Genomic DNA, 17,967 nt, shown 5'->3' on the forward strand with positions numbered 1-17,967 from the left:
AGCAAGCACAGCCTGTGGAAGCAAGCACTACCTGTGAGAGCAAGCACAGCCTGTGGAAGCAAGCACTACCTGTGAGAGCAAGCACAGCCTGTGGAAGCAAGCACTACCTGTGAGCAAGCACAGCCTGTGGAAGCAAGCACTACCTGTGGGAGCAAGGCTTGCCCGCGATGGACCGCGCAGCGGTCCCCAGCAATCAGTCAGGCTTAAACCTGTTCAGCCATCGCCGCTTTGTAGATCGATTGCTTCGGCGCGGCAAACACTCTCTCCAGCATCGGCTCGAAGAAACTCAACGGCAGGGTGTCGTACTCGGCATCGAACGCCGCGGCGTCGTATCGGGCGCAGAAATCAATGGTCGCCTGGTACTGAGGATGCGCTTTGAATTGCTCGCGCAGGTGCCGGTCCATGCCCAGGTGATGGAAGAAGTAATAGCCCTGGAAAATTCCGTGTTTTTCCACCATCCACAGGTTTTCGGGGCTGACGAACGGCTTGAGGATGGCAGCGGCAATGTCCGGGTGATTGTACGTGCCCAAGGTGTCGCCGATGTCGTGGAGCAGGGCGCAGATCACATACTCCTCGTCCCGGCCGTCACGATAGGCGCGGGTGGCGGTTTGCAGGGAATGGGTCAGGCGATCCACCGGGAATCCGCCAAAGTCCCCATCGAGCAACTTCAAATGGGTCAGGATCCGGCCCGGTAGTTGCCGGGCATAGGCGCTGAAATCGGCCGCGATGATCGCCCAGTCTTCCTGGGTACCTTCCTGCATGTGGGTAAAACGTGCATGTGAACTCATCGACAATCCTTTGATTGCAGCATCTAGAAGGGAACCTTGCCCAGCAGCATGTCCCGATACATGACGAAATCGCCGAACAAGCTGTAGAGCGGGTGCTGGAAGGTGGCGGGACGGTTTTTTTCAAAGAAAAAATGCCCGACCCAGGCGAAGCCGTAGCCGGCAAAAGGCAAGGCGATCAGCCACCACCCATTCCCGATGATGAGGGCCAGGGCGAAAATCAGGATGACCAGGGAGGTGCCGATGAAGTGCAAACGCCGGCAGGTGCTGTTGTTGTGTTCGCTGAGATAATAGGGGTAGAACTCAGCGAACGTATTGAAGCGTCTGGTGTTTTCCACGACTGTCGGCTCTGTGGTTATTGTTCTGATGACACTGTGCGTCCAACGGTTTGCTTGAAGTCTAGAGCGATCACTTGCAACGACCAGTGACAATGGGCGCCACTTTAGTATCCTTCGCAAATCAAGCCGTACCCTGCGGCTCGTCATGCAAGTAAACGTCATGAGCGAACGAACAACTTCTTCAAGCTGGGCGATGGGGATTGTCAAGGCGCTGGAAATGGACGGCCTGGATTGTCGCAAGCTGTTCAAACAGTTAGGTCTGGACTTTGATGCGCTGGAGGATCCGGATGCACGTTTCCCCCAGGATTCGATGACCCGGCTCTGGCAACGGGCGGTGGAGCTGTCGGGTAACCCGGCCATTGCCTTGAACATGGGTAAAGTGGTGCGCCCGGCGTCGTTTCATGTGGTCGGGTATGCCTTGATGTCCAGCCGCACGTTGGTCGAGGGTTTCCAGCGGCTCGTTCGATATCAGCGGATCATCGCGGAAAGCGCCGACCTGAGCTTTCGCCTGTTGGAGGGTGGCTACGGATTGGTCCTGACAGTGCATGGCGACCATATCCCACCCACCCGCCAAAGTGCCGAGGCTTCCCTGGCCTGTGCGCTGGCCATGTGCAACTGGTTGACCGGACGCGTCTTGCGCCCGGTGAAGGTGCTGTTCCAGGGCGCCGAGCCCGTTGACCTGGCACCTTATCAACAGGCCTTTCCCGCGCCGCTGGTGTTCAGCGCCCCCTATGACGCGTTGATCTTCGAGCGTAGCGACATGGAGGCACCACTACCTACCGCCAACGAGGCCATGGCGCAGCTCCACGACCGGTTTGCCGGTGAGTACCTGGCGCGTTTTTCCGAAAGCCGCGTGACTCACCAGACCCGGCAAGTGTTGTGCCGGCTGCTGCCACGGGGTGAACCCAAGCGTGATGTGGTGGCGCAGACACTGCACCTGTCCCAGCGCACCTTGCAGCGACGCCTGCAGGAAGAGGGCACCAGTTTCCAGAGCCTGCTCGATGACACCCGCCGCGAACTGGCCGAACAGTACCTGGCGCAACCGGCCTTGACCCTGCTGGAAATCGCCTATCTGTTGGGGTTCGCTGACCCGAGCAATTTTTTCCGGGCCTTTCGACGCTGGTTCGACACGACGCCCGGCGAATACCGGGCGCGGTCAGCCAGTGGCCAGGCCGGTCAGTGACGCCAGAATGCCGGGATACACAGCACGAACACGGTGATGATCTCCAGTCGGCCCAGCAGCATGCCACCCGACAGAATCCACTTGGCCGCATCCGGCAGCGGCGCAAAGTTGCCGGCCGGGCCAATGGTCTCTCCCAGCCCCGGGCCCACGCCGGACACGGTACTGGCGGCGCCGGTCAGCGCAGTCATCCATTCCACTCCCAGTAGCGAGAGCAGCAGGGCAATCACGCAGATGGTGATGGCAAAGAAGAACGAGAAGGTGAGAATCGAGCGCACGATTTCTTCGTCGAGGCGGTGGCCATTGTATTTCTGCTTGATCACCGCGCGCGGGTGGATCAGTTGCTTAAGGTTGGCCCTGAGCAGGATGTAGGCGACCTGGAAGCGGAAGATCTTGATCCCGCCGGCCGTCGAGCCTGAACAGCCGCCGACGAAACCCAGGTAGAAGAACAACATCAGCGAGAAATTACCCCACAGACTGTAGTCTCCCAGGGAGAAGCCCGTGGTGGTGACGATCGACGTCACGTTCAGCGCCACGTGCCGCAGCGCTTCCAGCCAGTGCAGGTCGGTAGTCGCCCAATACCAGGTGCCCAGCACTAGCCAGGTCACCAGCAGCACCGCCAGCAGGCCTTGGACCTGCTGGTCCTTGATCAGCGCCCGGCGATTGCCCCGCAGCATCGAGACGTACAAGGCAAACGGCAGGCTGCCGAGAATCATGATGACGATAATGACCCAGTGCACCGCCGGTTCGGTCCACTTGGCCAGGGATTTGTCCGACGTCGAGAACCCACCGGTGGAAATCGCCGACATCGCATGGTTGATGGCATCGAACAGGCTCATCCCTGCCCACCACAGGGCGAGGGTGCCGAGAATGGTGATACCCACATAGGACGCCACGATCAACCGGGCCACCATGTGGGAGCGCGGCATGACTTTCTCCGAGCGGTCGGAGGACTCGGTCTGGAACAGCCGCATACCACCGATGCGCAACAGCGGCAGGATCGCCACCGCCATGGCGATGAAGCCGATACCGCCGAGCCAGTGCAGCAGCGAGCGCCACATCAGGATGCCGGGGGACATGTTGTCCAGGCCGCTCAAGACCGTGGCGCCGGTGGCGGTGATCCCGGACATGCTTTCAAAGAACGAATCGGTATAGCTGATGTGCTGGGTCAGCAGGAAGGGCAACGCGGCAAAGATACCCACCACCAGCCAGCTGCTGACGGTCAGCAGGTACATGTCCCGGGGCCGCAGGTTCACGTGTTCCGGGCGTCCGGGAATGACCAGGGCCAGGCCGGCGAGAAATGTGATCATGCTCGACCAGAGGAACGATGGCAGGTCGTTGGTGCGTTCGAAGATCAGCAAGGTGGCCATGGGCACAACCATGAAGATCGCCAGGGTGATCAGGAAGATGCCGATGATGAAACCAATGATCCGCAGGGTCGGCAACGCCATGAAGTCCGCTCGGGCTGAAAAGGGAAGGGCGTCATTCTACCCGCGACAAGCGGCAAGTAAACCGCAACCCGGAGGCACTTGAGGTCGGCGGCCTGTGCCATGTCCTCCTGGCATTGGAATTTGAGCTAACGAACTCGTCGCACAAGCCTCTAGAATAGCTGGACATTTTTTCAGGAGGTGGCCGATGCAGGCTCTCGACGCTTTGCTCAACCGTGTTTCCGTCCCGCGCCTGGTGGACCCGGCACCCACCGCCGAACAACGCGAGGTTATGTTTGCCGCTGCGATGCGGGCCCCGGACCACGGCCAGTTGCGGCCGTGGCGTTTTTTGACGGTCGAAGGCCAAGCGCGCCATCGCATGGGCGAACTGCTGGCCGAAGCGGCGCGGTTCAATGATCCGCTGGTGTCCGAAGCAGTCGTGGAGAAGGCGCTCAACGGCCCGTTGCGCGCGCCCCTGGTTGTGGTGGTGATTGCACGTTTGCAGGACCATTTCAAAATCCCGAAAGCCGAGCAACTGCTGGCGGCCGGTTGCGCCGCCCACGGGATCCTGTTGGCGGCTTATGCCCAAGGGGTGGGTGGAGTCTGGCGTACAGGTGAGCTGGCGTACTCGCCTCATGTGGCCAAGGGGCTTGGCCTTGAGGACGGTGAAGAGGTGATCGGTTTTCTCTACCTGGGCACTGCGCAGAAAGAAGCGCGCACGGCGCCGAAGGAAGATGTCGGGCAGTTTGTCCGGGAGTGGACGGGCCAGTAACTGCTCAAGGGCGGCGAATGACTTGAGGCTGGTTTGATCCACCGTGGCGAGGGAGCTTGCTCCCGCTGGGTGGCGAAGCCGCCCCAAGTGGAGCAACGCTACCTTACAAGACCGCGCCAGGCCTTTTTACGACTGCTGCGCAGCCGAGCGGGAGCAAGCTCCCTCGCCACAAAATCAACGGCCAGCTGTGGTGTTATCTGCACACGTCAGCAATCGCCTCAGCCAGCAAATCCAGACGCGTGGCATCGATGCCCGCCACGTTGGCCCGGCCTGTGCCGACCATGTACACGCTGTGGCGTTCGCGCAGGTGCCTGACCTGTTCCGGCGTCAGGCCGGTGTAGGAAAACATCCCCCGTTGCACGCCGATGTGAGCGAAGCGTTCACGCAAGCCGTGGGGTTCGAGCGCTTCCAGCAGACCGCTGCGCAACTGCGCAATGCGCAGGCGCATGGACTGCACTTCGTCGGCCCACAGGCTTTTGAGTTCCGGGTTGCCCAGGATCGTCGCCACTACTGCCGCGCCATGATCCGGCGGCGTTGACCATAGGTTGCGGGCGATGTTTGCCAGTTGGCTGCGGATGTCCACCAGTTTGTCGGCATCGCCGGCGCAGACGATCAGCGCACCGGTGCGGTCGCGGTACAGGCCGAAGTTCTTCGAACAGGAACTGGTGATCAGTACTTCAGGCAGTGCCTGGGCAAACAGCCGCACGGCCCAGGCGTCTTGCTCCAGCCCATCGCCGAAACCTTGATAAGCGAAGTCGATCAACGGCAGCAGGTTGCGGCTGCGCATCACCTCCAGTACCTGGCGCCATTGTTCCTGGGTCAGGTCGAAGCCGGTGGGGTTGTGGCAGCAGGCATGCAGCAGCACCACATCGCCCTTGGGTGCCTGGTTCAGGGTCGCCAGCATCGCGTCGAAATCCAGGCGATTGTCGGCACCCACGTACGGGTAATGGCTGGCCTTGACCCCGGCGGTGGCGAAGATGGTTTCGTGAATCGGCCAGGTCGGGTTGCTCAACCATACGCCGCGGCCTGGCAGGCATTGGGCAATGAAGTCGGCACTCAGGCGCAGGGCGCCGGTGCCGCCCGGCGTCTGGGTAGCACCGGCGCGTTTGTCCTTGATCAGCGTCGAGTCGGTGCCCAGCACCAATTCATTGATCAACTGGCCGAACGCAGCGTCGCCATGACCGCCGATGTAGGTCTTGGTGCTCTGGCGTTCCACCAGGCGCTGCTCGGCCTGTTTGACTGATGCAAGAATCGGCGTCAGGCCCTGGGCGTCTTTATAGACACCCACGCCCAGGTCGAACTTGCGCGGATTGCTGTCCGCCGCGTAAGCCTCCATCAGGCCGAGGATCGGATCGCCGGGCACCCGGCCGATGGCATCGAAATGCATTACTTGCGGCCCTCAGCGGTCTTGGCCACGTCATCGGTGCGGGCGGCCATGATGAAGTCATTGCGGTGCAAACCCTTGATGGAGTGGCTCCACCAGGTCACGGTGACTTTGCCCCATTCGGTGAGCAGGCCCGGATGATGACCTTCGGCCTCGGAGATTTCACCGACGGCGTTGGTGAAGGCCAGGGCGTGCTTGAAGTTCTTGAACAGGAAGACCTTTTCCAGCTGCATCACGCCGTCGCGCACTTCGATATTCCAGTCCGGGATCTGCTTGATCAATACCGGCAGTTCTTCGTCGCTGACTTGTGGGGCGTCGGCGCGGCAGGCTTCGCAATGGGCTTGGTTCAGAGTGTTCATGGTGTGTTCCTGGATCGAATATTTGAAAAACGTCGATGCACTCACGCTAAAGCAAAGCGGCGTTATGCAACAGACTCAATTGAGATAAAAAGACGCGGTTCACGCGGCTTTTGGCGGAAATTTCGGGGCGTGCAAGCCCAGCTCACGACCGCGCCCGACCATGCCCATGATGTCTTCGTGGGCCAGGTCGAACAGGCGCTTGAGTTCGGGGAGCACGAAATACACAGGTTGCAGGATGTCGATGCGATACGGCGTGCGCATGGCTTCCAGCGGATCGAAGGCTTGATGCTCCGGCTCGTCCGACAGGCAGTAAACGGTTTCTTTGGGCGAAGACAGGATGCCGCCACCGTAGATGCGCCGTCCTTGCGGGGTTTGCACCAGGCCGAACTCTATGGTCATCCAGTACAGGCGCGCCAGGTAGACGCGTTCTTCCTTGGAAGCCTGTAGCCCGAGTTTGCCGTAGGTGTGGGTAAACTCTGCAAACCAGGGGTTGGTCAACAGCGGGCAGTGGCCAAATATCTCGTGGAAAATGTCCGGCTCTTGCAGGTAATCCAGTTCTTCGCGGGTGCGAATGAAAGTCGCGACCGGAAACTGCTTGCTGGCGAGCAATTCAAAAAAGGTCTGGAAGGGGATCAGCGCTGGCACCCGGGCCACTTGCCAACCGGTGGTTTCGCCCAGCACCTTGTTGATTTCAGCCAATTGCGGAATACGGTCGTGGGGCAGGTCCAGCTTGTCGATGCCGTCCAGGTACTCCTGGCACGCACGGCCTTCGATGACTTTGAGCTGGCGGGTGATCAGCGTGTTCCACACCGCGTGTTCTTCGGCGGTGTAGTGAATAAAACCTTGCGCATCGGGCTCGCGGGCCACGTACTGCGTCTGCTTCATGCTGTTCTCCTGCTGATTTCCCTCTGGGGGACGGCTTGTTTGTTGTTATGTCCAGCGATGCATTAGAGATAACCCGAAGCCGGTGTTGGTGCAGCGGCAGGACGAAGACGTCAGTCGTTGATTTTGGCCGAGATCGTAAAGTTTTCGTTACGAATTCGCTGGCATAGCCATGTGCTGGAGATTTTCGGGTGGGAATTGGTCTACAACTGTCACATAATCTTGACGATTATTTGTACGCCACTGCAGAAAATCTTGTGCCGAGGGCGCTTGCTCCCGCTGGGCTGTGCTGTAGGAGCTGCCGAAGGCTGCGATCTTTTGACTTTCACTTGGGACTCAAGTGTTTTGGAAAAGATCGCAGCCTCGCTTCGCTCGACAGCTCCTACAAGCGGGAGCGAGTGCCCTCGCCACGGATTCCTAATACACATCGGGTCTTTTTATGCGCATCAAAGTCCATTGCCAGAACCGCATCGGCATCCTGCGGGACATCCTCAACCTGCTGGTGGAGTACGGCATCAACGTCGCCCGCGGGGAAGTGGGAGGTGAACATGGCAATGCGATTTATCTGCACTGCCCGAATCTGATCAACATCCAGTTTCAGGCGCTTCGTCCGAAGTTCGAAGGCATTGCCGGGGTCTTCGGCGTCAAGCGCGTCGGGTTGATGCCCAGTGAGCGTCGACACATGGAGCTCAACGCGCTACTCGGCGCCCTGGAGTTTCCGGTGCTGTCCATCGACATGGGGGGCTCCATCGTCGCCGCCAACCGGGCAGCGGCACAGTTGCTCGGGGTGCGGGTGGACGAGGTGCCGGGGATTCCACTGTCCCGATATGCCGAGGATTTTGATCTGCCGGAACTGGTGCGCGCCAATCAGTCGCGCATCAACGGGCTGCGGGTCAAGGTCAGGGGCGATGTGTTTCTGGCGGATATCGCGCCGCTGCAATCTGAGCACGACGACAGCGAGGCGATGGCTGGCGCGGTGCTGACGCTGCATCGGGCCGACCGGGTCGGCGAGCGAATTTATAACGTGCGCAAGCAGGAGCTGCGCGGCTTCGACAGTATTTTCCAGAGTTCGAAGGTAATGGCGGCTGTGGTCCGGGAAGCCCGGCGCATGGCGCCATTGGACGCACCGCTGTTGATAGAGGGCGAAACTGGCACTGGCAAGGAGTTGCTGGCTCGCGCCTGTCACTTGGCGAGTCCGCGTGGGCAGTCACCGTTGATGGCACTCAACTGTGCAGGGTTGCCCGAGTCCATGGCCGAGACCGAGCTGTTTGGCTACGGCCCCGGTGCTTTCGAGGGCGCCCGGGCCGAGGGCAAGCTCGGTTTGCTGGAGCTGACGGCCGGGGGCACGTTGTTCCTCGACGGGGTGGGGGAAATGAGTCCACGCCTGCAAGTGAAATTGCTGCGCTTTTTGCAGGACGGTTGCTTCCGTCGTGTAGGCAGCGATGAGGAGGTCTACCTGGATGTCAGGGTTATCTGCGCGACCCAGGTGGATTTGTCCGAACTCTGCGCCCGAGGGGAATTCCGTCAGGATCTGTACCACCGCTTGAACGTCCTTTCGCTGCACATCCCGCCACTGCGCGAATGCCTCGACGGCCTGACGCCACTGGTGGAACATTTTCTTGACCAGGCCAGTCGGCAAATTGGCTGTGCGTTGCCGAAACTGGCCCCCGCGGCGATGGACCGTCTCAACCACTACCACTGGCCGGGCAACGTTCGGCAGTTGGAAAACGTGCTGTTCCAGGCTGTTTCCCTCTGTGATGGCGGAACGGTGAAGGCTGAGCATATCCGCCTGCCGGACTACGGCGTGCGTCAGCCCCTGGGTGATTTTTCCCTGGAGGGCGGGCTGGACGACATCGTCGGACGATTCGAGAAAGCCGTGCTTGAGCGCCTGTACTCCGAGCACCCCAGCAGCCGGCAACTGGGCAAGCGACTGGGGGTTTCCCATACGACCATTGCCAATAAGTTGCGTGAGTATGAGGTCGGCAAGGCCGAGTCATAATTGCTTGCCTGTTGTGTTTGGGGGGCTTCTATCGCGAGCAGGCTCGCTCCCACATTTGACCGAGGTGTTCGCGCCATTTGCGAACGGCAACAATCCGGTGTGGGAGCGAGCCTGCTCGCGATGACGACAGTCACCATTGCCACAAGGTCAAGCGTTGCCACCAAACGGCATGACACCGCCGGTTTTTCGTCTTCGATACATTTCCCAAAATTCCTTCAAAAACCCTGAAGCCCTTTGTTTGCCGGGCTCTACGGCGCCAGAAAAAAGTTGGTCTGCAAATTGCTTAGTGCTCAGCAGTACAGCAGTGGACGGCAAACGTCCGGCATGCAGAGGAACGACAGTGGACAAGTACCTTTATGTGGCAATGACCGGCGCCAGCCAGAACGCACTGGCGCAGCGGGCCCATGCCAACAACCTGGCGAACATCTCCACCAACGGTTTTCAGAAAGACCTGGAGCAGGCCCGTTCGATGCCGGTGTTTGGCGACAGCTTTCCGGCGCGGGCATTTGCCATGTCCGAGCGTCCAGCCACCGACTTTACCCCTGGCGCGCTGGTGGAAACCGGTCGCGACCTCGACGTGGCAGTCAGCGGACCGGGCTGGATGGCTGTGCAGAACCCTGAAGGCGGTGAAAGCTACGTGCGTACCGGCAGCCTCAACGTTGACGCCCTGGGCGTGTTGCGGGCCGGCAATGGCATGCCGGTGATGGGCAACGGTGGTCCGATCGCCGTGCCGCCAGAGCAGAAAATCGAAATCGGCCAGGACGGCACCATCAGTATCCGCGCCATGGGCGAAGGCCCGCGCGTGATGGCTGAAGTCGACCGTATCAAGCTGGTCAACCCGGATCTTCGCAACATGACCAAAGGCCTGGACGGCGCCATCCGCACCAAGGACGGCCAGCCGGCGCCCATTGATGCCAACGTGCAACTGGTGTCGGGGTTCCAGGAAGCGAGCAACGTCAATGCCGTGGACGAGATGACTTCGGTGCTGGCTCTGGCCAAGCAGTTCGAGCTTCACGTCAAGATGATGAACACCGCCAAAGAAGGCGACGAAGCCATGGCTCGGGTCTTGCAGATCTAATCATTAATTACAGCGTTGCGCCGAAAAACAGGCGTACGAGGAGAATCGAATGCTTCCGGCTCTTTGGGTTGCCAAAACAGGTCTGTCCGCCCAGGACACCAACCTTTCTACTATTTCCAACAACCTGGCGAACGTATCGACCACGGGTTTCAAGCGTGATCGCGCCGAGTTCCAGGACCTGCTGTACCAGGTCAAACGCCAGCCAGGCGCCCAATCGACCCAGGACAGCGAGCTGCCGTCTGGTCTGCAAGTGGGTACCGGTGTGCGCATTGTCGGCACCCAGAAAAACTTCAACGCCGGCAGCCTGCAAACTACCGAGCAGCCGCTGGACATGGCCATCGATGGTCGCGGTTTCTTCCAGATCCTGCAGCCGGACGGTACCACGTCCTATACCCGTGACGGTACGTTCCACCTCGACTCCAATGGCCAGATTGTCAACGCCAGCGGTTTCGCCCTGGAGCCGGCCATCATCATTCCGAACGACGCCCAGACGTTCACCGTGGGTCGCGACGGCACCGTGTCCATCTCCGTGGCGGGCAACCCGGCCGCCCAGGTGATTGGCAACCTGCAGACCGCCGACTTCATCAACCCGGCTGGCCTGCAAGCGGTGGGTAACAACCTGTTCCTGGAAACCGCCGCCAGCGGCGCGCCACAAGTCGGCACGCCAGGCCTGAACGGTTTCGGTACCACGCTGCAGAACACCCTGGAAACCTCCAACGTGAGCACCGTTGAGGAGATGGTCAACATGATCACCACCCAGCGCGCCTACGAGATGAACTCCAAGGTGATCTCCACCGCCGACCAGATGCTCTCGTTCGTTACGCAGAATCTGTAATCACGTCTATAAGGCGGCCTGAGGTCGCCTGCAACACCAAGAGGTAGGGTCATGAATCGCTTCGTATCTGTTCTGGCACTGAGTGGGATTACTGCGCTCGCGGGCTGTGTCGCGCCGACGCCCAAGGCCAATGACCCGTATTACGCTCCGGTGTTGCCGCGCACGCCGTTGCCGGCCGCCGCCAACAACGGTTCGATCTACCAGGCCGGTTTCGAGCAGAACCTGTACAGCGACCGCAAGGCTTTCCGGGTCGGGGACATCATCACCATCACCCTGAACGAGCGGACCCAGGCCAGCAAGAACGCCAACTCGCAGATCGACAAGACCAGCGAGACCAGTGTCGGCCTGACGTCGTTGTTCGGCTCCAGCCTGACCACCAACAACCCGATCGGTGGCGGGGACCTGAGCCTCAACGCCGGTTATGGCTCCGACCGGGCCACCAAGGGCGACAGCAAGTCCGGCCAGAGCAACAGCCTGACCGGCTCGATCACTGTCACCGTTGCCGATGTGTTGCCCAACGGCATCATCGTCGTGCGGGGCGAGAAATGGCTGACGCTCAATACCGGTGACGAACTGGTGCGTATCGCCGGCATGGTTCGCGCCGATGATATCGCTACCGACAACACCGTATCGTCGACCCGTGTAGCCGATGCACGTATTACCTACTCGGGCACCGGTGCCTTTGCCGATGCGAGTCAGCCAGGCTGGTTCGACCGTTTCTTCCTCAGCCCGAAGTTCCCTTTCTAGGTGGCCCAGTTGAATCTTAAGCGGTTGAATCTCAAGCAGCTGTTGATGGGGGCACTGCTGATGTCGGCGGCCTTCACCGCTCAAGCCGAGCGTCTGAAGGACATCGCCAGCATTTCCGGCGTGCGTTCCAACCAGTTGATCGGCTATGGCCTGGTCGTGGGTCTGAACGGCACGGGCGACCAGACCACCCAGACCCCGTTCACCCTGCAAACCTTCAACAACATGTTGTCGCAGTTCGGCATCAAGGTGCCGGCCGGTTCGGGCAACGTGCAATTGAAGAACGTCGCGGCGGTATCGGTCAGTGCCGATCTGCCGGCGTTCGCCAAGCCCGGCCAGCAGGTGGATATCACTGTTTCGTCCATCGGTAACTCCAAGAGCCTGCGCGGCGGCACCCTGCTGCTGACGCCGCTCAAGGGTATCGACGGCAACGTCTACGCCATCGCCCAGGGTAACCTGGTAGTGGGCGGTTTCGATGCCGAGGGGCGCGACGGTTCGAAGATCACTGTCAACGTTCCGTCGGCCGGCCGCATTCCTGGCGGTGCATCGGTGGAACGTGCGGTGCCGAGCGGTTTCAACCAGGGCAACAGCCTGACCCTGAACCTCAACCGTTACGACTTCACGACTGCCAAGCGCATCGTCGACAAGATCAACGACATGCTCGGCCCAGGCGTAGCCCAGGCCATCGACGGTGGTTCGGTGCGCGTCACGGCGCCGCTGGATCCGAGCCAGCGGGTCGACTATTTGTCGATCCTGGAAAACCTTGAAGTCGATCCGGGCCAGGCGGTCGCGAAAGTCATCATCAACTCGCGCACCGGCACCATTGTGATCGGCCAGAACGTCAAGGTTTCACCGGCGGCGGTGACCCACGGCAGCCTGACCGTGACCATCACTGAAGATCCGATCGTCAGCCAGCCTGGACCTTTGTCCAACGGCCAGACCGCGGTGGTGCCCCGTTCGCGGGTCAATGCCGAGCAGGAAGCCAAGCCGATGTTCAAGTTCGGCCCGGGCACTACCCTGGATGAAATTGTCCGGGCGGTGAATCAGGTTGGCGCGGCGCCAGGCGACTTGATGGCGATTCTCGAAGCCTTGAAGCAGGCCGGCGCGTTGCAAGCCGACCTGATCGTGATTTAAGGAACGAGCCATGGATATGCGCAAGGGCGCTTTGATCAGCGGGGATTCGGGTTCCTACTCGGACCTCAATCGTCTGAACCAGCTCAAGGTCGGCGACAAGAACAGTGACGGCAACCTGCGCAAAGTGGCGCAGGAATTCGAGTCGTTGTTCATCGGTGAAATGCTCAAGTCCATGCGTGCGGCCACCGAGTCGATGGGCAAGGACAATCCGCTCAACACCGCTGAAGCCAAGCAATACCAGGAAATGTACGACCAGCAACTGGCCGTCTCCATGTCTCGCGAGGGTGGCGGTATCGGCTTGGCCGACGTGCTGTTGCGTCAGATGTCCAAGAACAAACCCCTGGTGTCAGGCGAGGCGGCAACGCTGTCGGCCGGCAAACAGGAACAAGCGTTGGACAAGGCCGTCAAGGCCCCGGTGCCGACGCCCATTGCCGCCGGCACGTTGCCCGACGGGCCATTGTCGCGCTCCAACGGCCAGCGCCCGCTGTGGGCCTCGCGGGCCGTGAGTGCGCCGCAAGGGGCGGGCGAGGGCGTTCACCGCAACGACATGGAAATGCTTAACCAGCGCCGCCTGGCCTTGCCGCCAAAACTGGCCGACCGCCTGCTTGCGGGGCTGGTGCCTTCTGCCGCGACCGCGCCTGAAGTCAAGGCGCAGAATATTTTGCCGGATCGCGCTATCAGCGCCGTCAAGCCTGCCACCGGCGAACTGGCCAATGGCGACTGGCTGGCCGCGCTCAAGGCGTCAGAACCGAGCGGGTCCATGCAGGTGTACGGGCGCGCCGTGGCGCAGCCACCCCTGGCTCCAGCCCGCAAAGCCTTCCGCGACGCCGACGAATTCGTCGATGCAATGCTGCCAATGGCCAAGGAAGCTGCGGACCGTATCGGCGTAGACCCTCGTTACCTGGTGGCCCAGGCAGCGCTGGAAACCGGCTGGGGCAAATCGGTCATGCGTCAGTCTGATGGCAGCAGCAGCCACAACCTGTTCGGTATCAAGGCCAGCAAGAACTGGACGGGCGATTCGGCGCGGGCGATCACCAGCGAATTCCGCAATGGCGAGATGGTCAAGGAAACGGCCCAGTTCCGTTCCTACGCCTCGTATCGCGACAGTTTTCATGACCTGGTCAATCTGCTGCAAAGCAACAGTCGCTATCAAGATGTGCTGAAGTCGGCCGATAACCCGGAACAGTTTGTGCGTGAGTTGCAGAAGGCCGGTTACGCCACCGACCCGAACTACGCCAGCAAGATTTCGAATATAGCCCGGCAGATGACCAGTTACCAAAACTACGCTTCGGCTGGCGCCACTACGACTTTATAAGGTCTGAACCATGAGTTTGCTCAATATCGGGATGTCGGGTCTGTCCGCAAGCCACGGCGGATTGGTGACCACGGGTAACAACATTGCCAACGTCGATACCGATGGGTATTCGCGTCAGCAGACCGTGCAGACCACCAAGGCGTCCAATCAATACGGCAACGTGTTCATCGGCTCCGGCACCACCTTGGCCGATGTGCGCCGGGTCTATAACTCCTACCTTGAAGCGCAGTTGAAGACCACGACCTCGCTCAACAGCGATGCGGCGGCCTATCAAGGGCAGATCACCCCGCTCGATGCCTTGCTGTCGGACACCGGCACCGGTCTCAATGGCGCGCTGACCAAGTTCTTCGCGTCAGTGCAAAACGTCAACGCCAAGCCGGGCGATGATGCGTCCCGTCAGTTGCTGCTCAGCGATGCGCAAGCCTTGAGCAACCGGTTCAATTCGGTCGCCAGCCAATTGACGGAGCAGAACCAGAACATCAATGGCAACCTGACGAGCATGGTCGACCAGGTCAACAAACTGGCCACCACCGTTGCTCAGTTGAACAAGAAAATCGCCGAAGTCTCCAACTCCGGCGGCGCCCCCAACGACCTGCTCGATGCCCGCAACCAGACCATTCTCCAGCTCTCGGCCTTCACCGGCACTCAGATCGTGGAGAACGGCAGCAGCCTGGACATCTACCTGGGTTCCGGGCAGCCGCTGGTGATGGGTAATACCGTCAATACCCTGGAAACCGTGCCGGACAAGAACGATCCGGGGCGCTTGGGGATCCAGCTCAATAGCGGTTCCAGTGTCATGGACCTCACCCAGGTGCTCACCGGTGGCGAGATCGGCGGCCTGATGCGTTACCGCAGCACCGTGCTTGATCCGGCCATGAATGAGCTGGGCCGCGTGGCCCTGGTGGTCGCTGACCAGATGAACGCGATCCAGGCCTCGGGCATCGACAAGAACGGCGCCTTCGGTTCCAACCTGTTCACCAGCATCAACAGTGCCGCGCAGATGAGCCAGCGCAGCATTGCCGCGCTGGACAATAGCGCCGGTTCCGGCAACTTCAACGTGGCCATCAAAGACACCGGCGCGTTGACCACCAATGATTACAAGGTGACGTTCACCAGCGGCACCGACTACACGGTCCAGCGCCTGCCCGACGGCACTTCGATGGGGGCGTTCAATACCGCGACGACGCCGCCGCCGGTGATCGACGGTTTCTCGATGACCTTCGCCAACGGCACCGCTGCCGCCGGCGATTCGTTCAGGATCACTCCGACCCGCAACGCGGCGGCCAGTATCAAGACCGAGATGACCGACTCCAAGCGGCTGGCGATTGCCGCGCCGCTGGGCGCAGCCATCGTGCCAGGCGGCAGCGGTACGCTGACCATTCCGGCCAGCGGCCAGCCGACCATGACGTCGCAGTTGGATATCTACGACGAAGCCACCACCACCATCATCCAGAACGGCATCAAGACCTCGATGCCGGTCAAGGTGGTTTTCGGCGCGACGTCCGCCGACGGCACCAGCCAGGCTTATCAGTTGCTCGATGCCACGGGCGTCGAGATCAGCAATGGCACGATCAAGCCCGGCCAGAGCAATACCTTGAGCCTGAGTGTTCCGCTCAAGGATGCCAGCGGCAACCCGATCATGGATTCTTCCGCACCGCCGGTGCAGCGCACTGTCACCTTCGACATGTCGATTGCTGGCGCGCCGTCCAACGGTGCCGCGATCGATGTGAGCGTCAGCCAGGCCGGCAGCCTGGACAACCGTAACGGCACTGTCCTGGCCGGTTTACAGACCGCCAAGACCGTGGACACCGGTTCCGCCAGCAAGGGCATTTCGTTGAACGATGCCTACGGCAAACTGGTGGAGGGCGTAGGCTCCAAGGCCGCCCAGGGCAAACTCGACAGCGCCGCCACCGGCGCGATCCTGGATAACGCCAAGGGCGCCCGCGACTCGCTGTCGGGCGTGGACCTGGACGAAGAAACCGGCAACCTGGTCAAGTATCAGCAGTACTACACCGCGTCTTCGCAGATCATCAAGGCTGCGCAGGAAATCTTCAGCACATTGATCAACAGTCTTTAAGGAGTCGTAGCCCATGCGAATTTCTACCGCCCAGTTTTACGAATCCACGGCTGCGAACTATCAGAAAAACTTCGCCAATGTGGTCAAGACCAGCGAAGAGGCCAGCAGCCTGGTGCGCGTCAATACCGCCGCCGATGATCCGGTAGGGGCTTCGCGTCTGCTGCAATTGGGCACACAAGCCTCGATGCTGGCTCAGTACGAAACCAACGCCAACACCATCAAGGCAACCCTGGGCACCACTGAAGCGGTGATGACCAGCATTGGCAACGTGCTGCAGCGCGCCAAGGAGTTGGCTGTCGGCGCCGGCAACGCTGGCTACACCGACGCCGACCGCCAGGCCAACGCCTCTGAGCTGGCGCAGATCGAAGAGCAGTTGCTCAGCCTGATGAACAGCAAGGACGAAAACGGCAAGTACATTTTCGCCGGTTCCAAGGGCGACACCATCCCGTTCACCCGCAACACTGATGGCAGCTACAGCTACAACGGTGACCAGGTGACCCTAGACCTGCCGGTCGGCGATACCATGTCGATGGCCACCAACAGCACCGGCTGGGAAGTGTTCCAGCAGGCCGTCAACACCAGCCGCAGCCAGGTCACCCTGACCGCGCCGGCGGTGGACGATGGTCGCGTCGTGCTGTCTGACGGTCAGGTGTCATCCAGTGTCAGCTACAACAGCAAATTCCGCAGTGGCGAGCCGTATACCGTTGAGTTCACCAGCGGCACACAGCTGAGAATCACCGACTCCGGCGGCAACGACGTCACCGCCGAAGCCAGCCAGGGCGGCGCGTTTGATCCCAGCAGCAAAACCGGTCAGGCGGTGCAGTTCCGTGGTCTGGAACTGACCCTGAACATCAATCTGCAAGCCGGTGATGATGCCAACACCGTGTTGCCAGGCCATACCTTCACCCTGGCCGCCAAGCCGGACACCTTTGCCGCGACCCGCAGCCCGGGCAACCCGACCACCGTTCAGGTCACGGGCAGCGAGATCACCGACCCGGTGGCGTATCACGCCAGTTTCCCTACCGGTTCGGCCGTATTGAAGTTCACCAGCGCCACTGATTTCGACTTGTACGCGGCGCCGTTGACCGCCAACAGCCAACCGGTGTCCAGCGGCACCCTGGCCGGCAACGTGGCCACCGCCTCGGGCGTGAGCTTCACCCTGGACGGTACGCCCGGCGCGGACGATCAGTTCAGCATCGCGGTCAATACCCACGAGACCCAGAACATTCTGGACACCGTGAACCAGCTGAAGACCGCGTTGAGCACGCCGACCAACAACGATCCGATTGCGCTGCAAAAGCTGCAGGCTTCGCTGGCCTCCGGTATTGGCAACCTGGCCAGCGGCACCGATCAGTTGTCCAGCGCCTTGAGTTCGGTTGGTGGGCGTGGTCAGGCTCTGGAAACCCAAAGCGATACGAACCAGAGCCTGTTGTTGGCCAATACCCAGACCCAATCGTCGATTCGTGATTCCGATGCGGCCGAAGTGATGACTCGCCTGACCTTGCAGCAGACCATGTTGCAGGCCTCGCAACTGGCTTTCAGCAAGATCACCCAACTGGGCCTGTTCAACAAGATCTGAGCCGGTATCGACCGAGCCGCCAACCGTCTTTTTAAGCGGTTCCGGGGCTCCGGCCTGAAAGGGTCGGGGCCCGCCGCTC

General features: G+C 60.8%; 15 protein-coding genes and 1 pseudogene. 10 read left to right on the forward strand and 6 right to left on the reverse strand.

Annotated features, from left to right (window positions below):
• Positions 1-203 precede the first annotated feature (203 nt).
• Positions 204-788: an HD domain-containing protein gene (locus tag MA884_RS20335; protein ID WP_256232172.1), complete on the reverse strand. Its 585-nt coding sequence runs from the start codon at positions 786-788 to the stop codon at positions 204-206.
• Positions 789-811: 23 nt separating this feature from the next.
• Entirely contained in the window at positions 812-1,123 is a 312-nt protein-coding gene (locus MA884_RS20340) for a DUF962 domain-containing protein (RefSeq protein ID WP_256232174.1), read from the reverse strand.
• Between the two features lie 160 nt (positions 1,124-1,283).
• Here MA884_RS20340 and MA884_RS20345 point away from each other — a divergent pair.
• Positions 1,284-2,343 (forward strand): annotated as a pseudogene (locus MA884_RS20345) (AraC family transcriptional regulator).
• On the opposite strand, the gene MA884_RS20350 reads toward MA884_RS20345, so the two are convergent.
• Positions 2,300-3,754, reverse strand: coding sequence for a TrkH family potassium uptake protein (locus tag MA884_RS20350; RefSeq protein WP_256232175.1), 1,455 nt, complete (start codon positions 3,752-3,754; stop codon positions 2,300-2,302). The pseudogene MA884_RS20345 and the gene MA884_RS20350 overlap by 44 nt on opposite strands.
• Before the next feature lie 184 nt (positions 3,755-3,938).
• Here MA884_RS20350 and MA884_RS20355 point away from each other — a divergent pair, with 184 nt between their 5' ends.
• A complete protein-coding gene (locus MA884_RS20355) occupies positions 3,939-4,502 on the forward strand; it encodes an NAD(P)H nitroreductase (protein ID WP_256232176.1) in 564 nt (187 codons plus the stop codon).
• A 193-nt stretch (positions 4,503-4,695) separates the two neighbouring features.
• On the opposite strand, the gene MA884_RS20360 is transcribed toward MA884_RS20355, so the two are convergent.
• The 3 genes from MA884_RS20360 to phhA form a co-directional block, all read right to left on the reverse strand.
• On the reverse strand, positions 4,696-5,889 hold the full coding sequence (locus MA884_RS20360; RefSeq protein WP_256232177.1) for an amino acid aminotransferase: 1,194 nt from the start codon (positions 5,887-5,889) through the stop codon (positions 4,696-4,698).
• Entirely contained in the window at positions 5,889-6,245 is a 357-nt protein-coding gene (locus tag MA884_RS20365; protein ID WP_003184087.1) for a 4a-hydroxytetrahydrobiopterin dehydratase, read from the reverse strand. Before MA884_RS20365 ends, MA884_RS20360 begins: the two co-directional genes overlap by 1 nt.
• 99 nt (positions 6,246-6,344) lie before the next feature.
• Positions 6,345-7,130: a phenylalanine 4-monooxygenase gene (gene phhA, locus MA884_RS20370; protein WP_256232178.1), complete on the reverse strand. Its 786-nt coding sequence runs from the start codon at positions 7,128-7,130 to the stop codon at positions 6,345-6,347.
• A gap of 436 nt (positions 7,131-7,566) precedes the next feature.
• Between phhA and MA884_RS20375 the strand changes: the two genes are divergently transcribed.
• The 8 genes from MA884_RS20375 to MA884_RS20410 all read left to right on the forward strand — a co-directional run bounded on the left by MA884_RS20375 (position 7,567) and on the right by MA884_RS20410 (position 17,888).
• A complete protein-coding gene (locus MA884_RS20375) occupies positions 7,567-9,126 on the forward strand; it encodes a sigma-54-dependent transcriptional regulator (protein ID WP_256232179.1) in 1,560 nt (519 codons plus the stop codon).
• 340 nt (positions 9,127-9,466) lie between these two features.
• Positions 9,467-10,204: a flagellar basal body rod protein FlgF gene (locus MA884_RS20380; RefSeq protein ID WP_256232180.1), complete on the forward strand. Its 738-nt coding sequence runs from the start codon at positions 9,467-9,469 to the stop codon at positions 10,202-10,204.
• 49 nt (positions 10,205-10,253) lie between these two features.
• A complete protein-coding gene (gene flgG, locus MA884_RS20385; RefSeq protein ID WP_256232181.1) occupies positions 10,254-11,039 on the forward strand; it encodes a flagellar basal-body rod protein FlgG in 786 nt (261 codons plus the stop codon).
• 51 nt (positions 11,040-11,090) lie between these two features.
• Positions 11,091-11,786: a flagellar basal body L-ring protein FlgH gene (flgH, locus tag MA884_RS20390; RefSeq protein ID WP_092397495.1), complete on the forward strand. Its 696-nt coding sequence runs from the start codon at positions 11,091-11,093 to the stop codon at positions 11,784-11,786.
• A 45-nt stretch (positions 11,787-11,831) separates the two neighbouring features.
• Positions 11,832-12,917 (forward strand): flagellar basal body P-ring protein FlgI, encoded by a 1,086-nt coding sequence (locus tag MA884_RS20395; protein WP_256232234.1) that lies wholly within the window; start codon positions 11,832-11,834, stop codon positions 12,915-12,917.
• A gap of 10 nt (positions 12,918-12,927) precedes the next feature.
• Complete coding sequence (flgJ, locus tag MA884_RS20400) at positions 12,928-14,232, forward strand: flagellar assembly peptidoglycan hydrolase FlgJ (protein WP_256232183.1); 1,305 nt, start codon at positions 12,928-12,930, stop codon at positions 14,230-14,232.
• 10 nt (positions 14,233-14,242) lie between these two features.
• Positions 14,243-16,309, forward strand: coding sequence for a flagellar hook-associated protein FlgK (gene flgK / locus MA884_RS20405; RefSeq protein WP_256232184.1), 2,067 nt, complete (start codon positions 14,243-14,245; stop codon positions 16,307-16,309).
• A 13-nt stretch (positions 16,310-16,322) separates the two neighbouring features.
• Positions 16,323-17,888 (forward strand): flagellar hook-associated protein 3, encoded by a 1,566-nt coding sequence (locus MA884_RS20410; protein WP_256232185.1) that lies wholly within the window; start codon positions 16,323-16,325, stop codon positions 17,886-17,888.
• The last annotated feature ends 79 nt before the right edge of the window (positions 17,889-17,967 follow it).

Origin of the sequence: Pseudomonas sp. Q11 (genome assembly GCF_024494355.1) — a bacterium.
GTDB classification, from domain to species: domain Bacteria; phylum Pseudomonadota; class Gammaproteobacteria; order Pseudomonadales; family Pseudomonadaceae; genus Aquipseudomonas; species Aquipseudomonas hefeiensis.

Coding starts and splice junctions, on each gene's coding strand:
- MA884_RS20335 (WP_256232172.1), bottom strand. CDS start 788: ATGAGTTCACATGCACGTTTTACCCACATGCAGGAAGGTACCCAGGAA.
- MA884_RS20350 (WP_256232175.1), bottom strand. CDS start 3,754: ATGGCGTTGCCGACCCTGCGGATCATTGGTTTCATCATCGGCATCTTC.
- MA884_RS20355 (WP_256232176.1), top strand. CDS start 3,939: ATGCAGGCTCTCGACGCTTTGCTCAACCGTGTTTCCGTCCCGCGCCTG.
- MA884_RS20360 (WP_256232177.1), bottom strand. CDS start 5,889: ATGCATTTCGATGCCATCGGCCGGGTGCCCGGCGATCCGATCCTCGGC.
- MA884_RS20365 (WP_003184087.1), bottom strand. CDS start 6,245: ATGAACACTCTGAACCAAGCCCATTGCGAAGCCTGCCGCGCCGACGCC.
- phhA (WP_256232178.1), bottom strand. CDS start 7,130: ATGAAGCAGACGCAGTACGTGGCCCGCGAGCCCGATGCGCAAGGTTTT.
- MA884_RS20375 (WP_256232179.1), top strand. CDS start 7,567: ATGCGCATCAAAGTCCATTGCCAGAACCGCATCGGCATCCTGCGGGAC.
- flgG (WP_256232181.1), top strand. CDS start 10,254: ATGCTTCCGGCTCTTTGGGTTGCCAAAACAGGTCTGTCCGCCCAGGAC.
- flgH (WP_092397495.1), top strand. CDS start 11,091: ATGAATCGCTTCGTATCTGTTCTGGCACTGAGTGGGATTACTGCGCTC.
- MA884_RS20395 (WP_256232234.1), top strand. CDS start 11,832: ATGGGGGCACTGCTGATGTCGGCGGCCTTCACCGCTCAAGCCGAGCGT.
- flgJ (WP_256232183.1), top strand. CDS start 12,928: ATGGATATGCGCAAGGGCGCTTTGATCAGCGGGGATTCGGGTTCCTAC.
- flgK (WP_256232184.1), top strand. CDS start 14,243: ATGAGTTTGCTCAATATCGGGATGTCGGGTCTGTCCGCAAGCCACGGC.
- MA884_RS20410 (WP_256232185.1), top strand. CDS start 16,323: ATGCGAATTTCTACCGCCCAGTTTTACGAATCCACGGCTGCGAACTAT.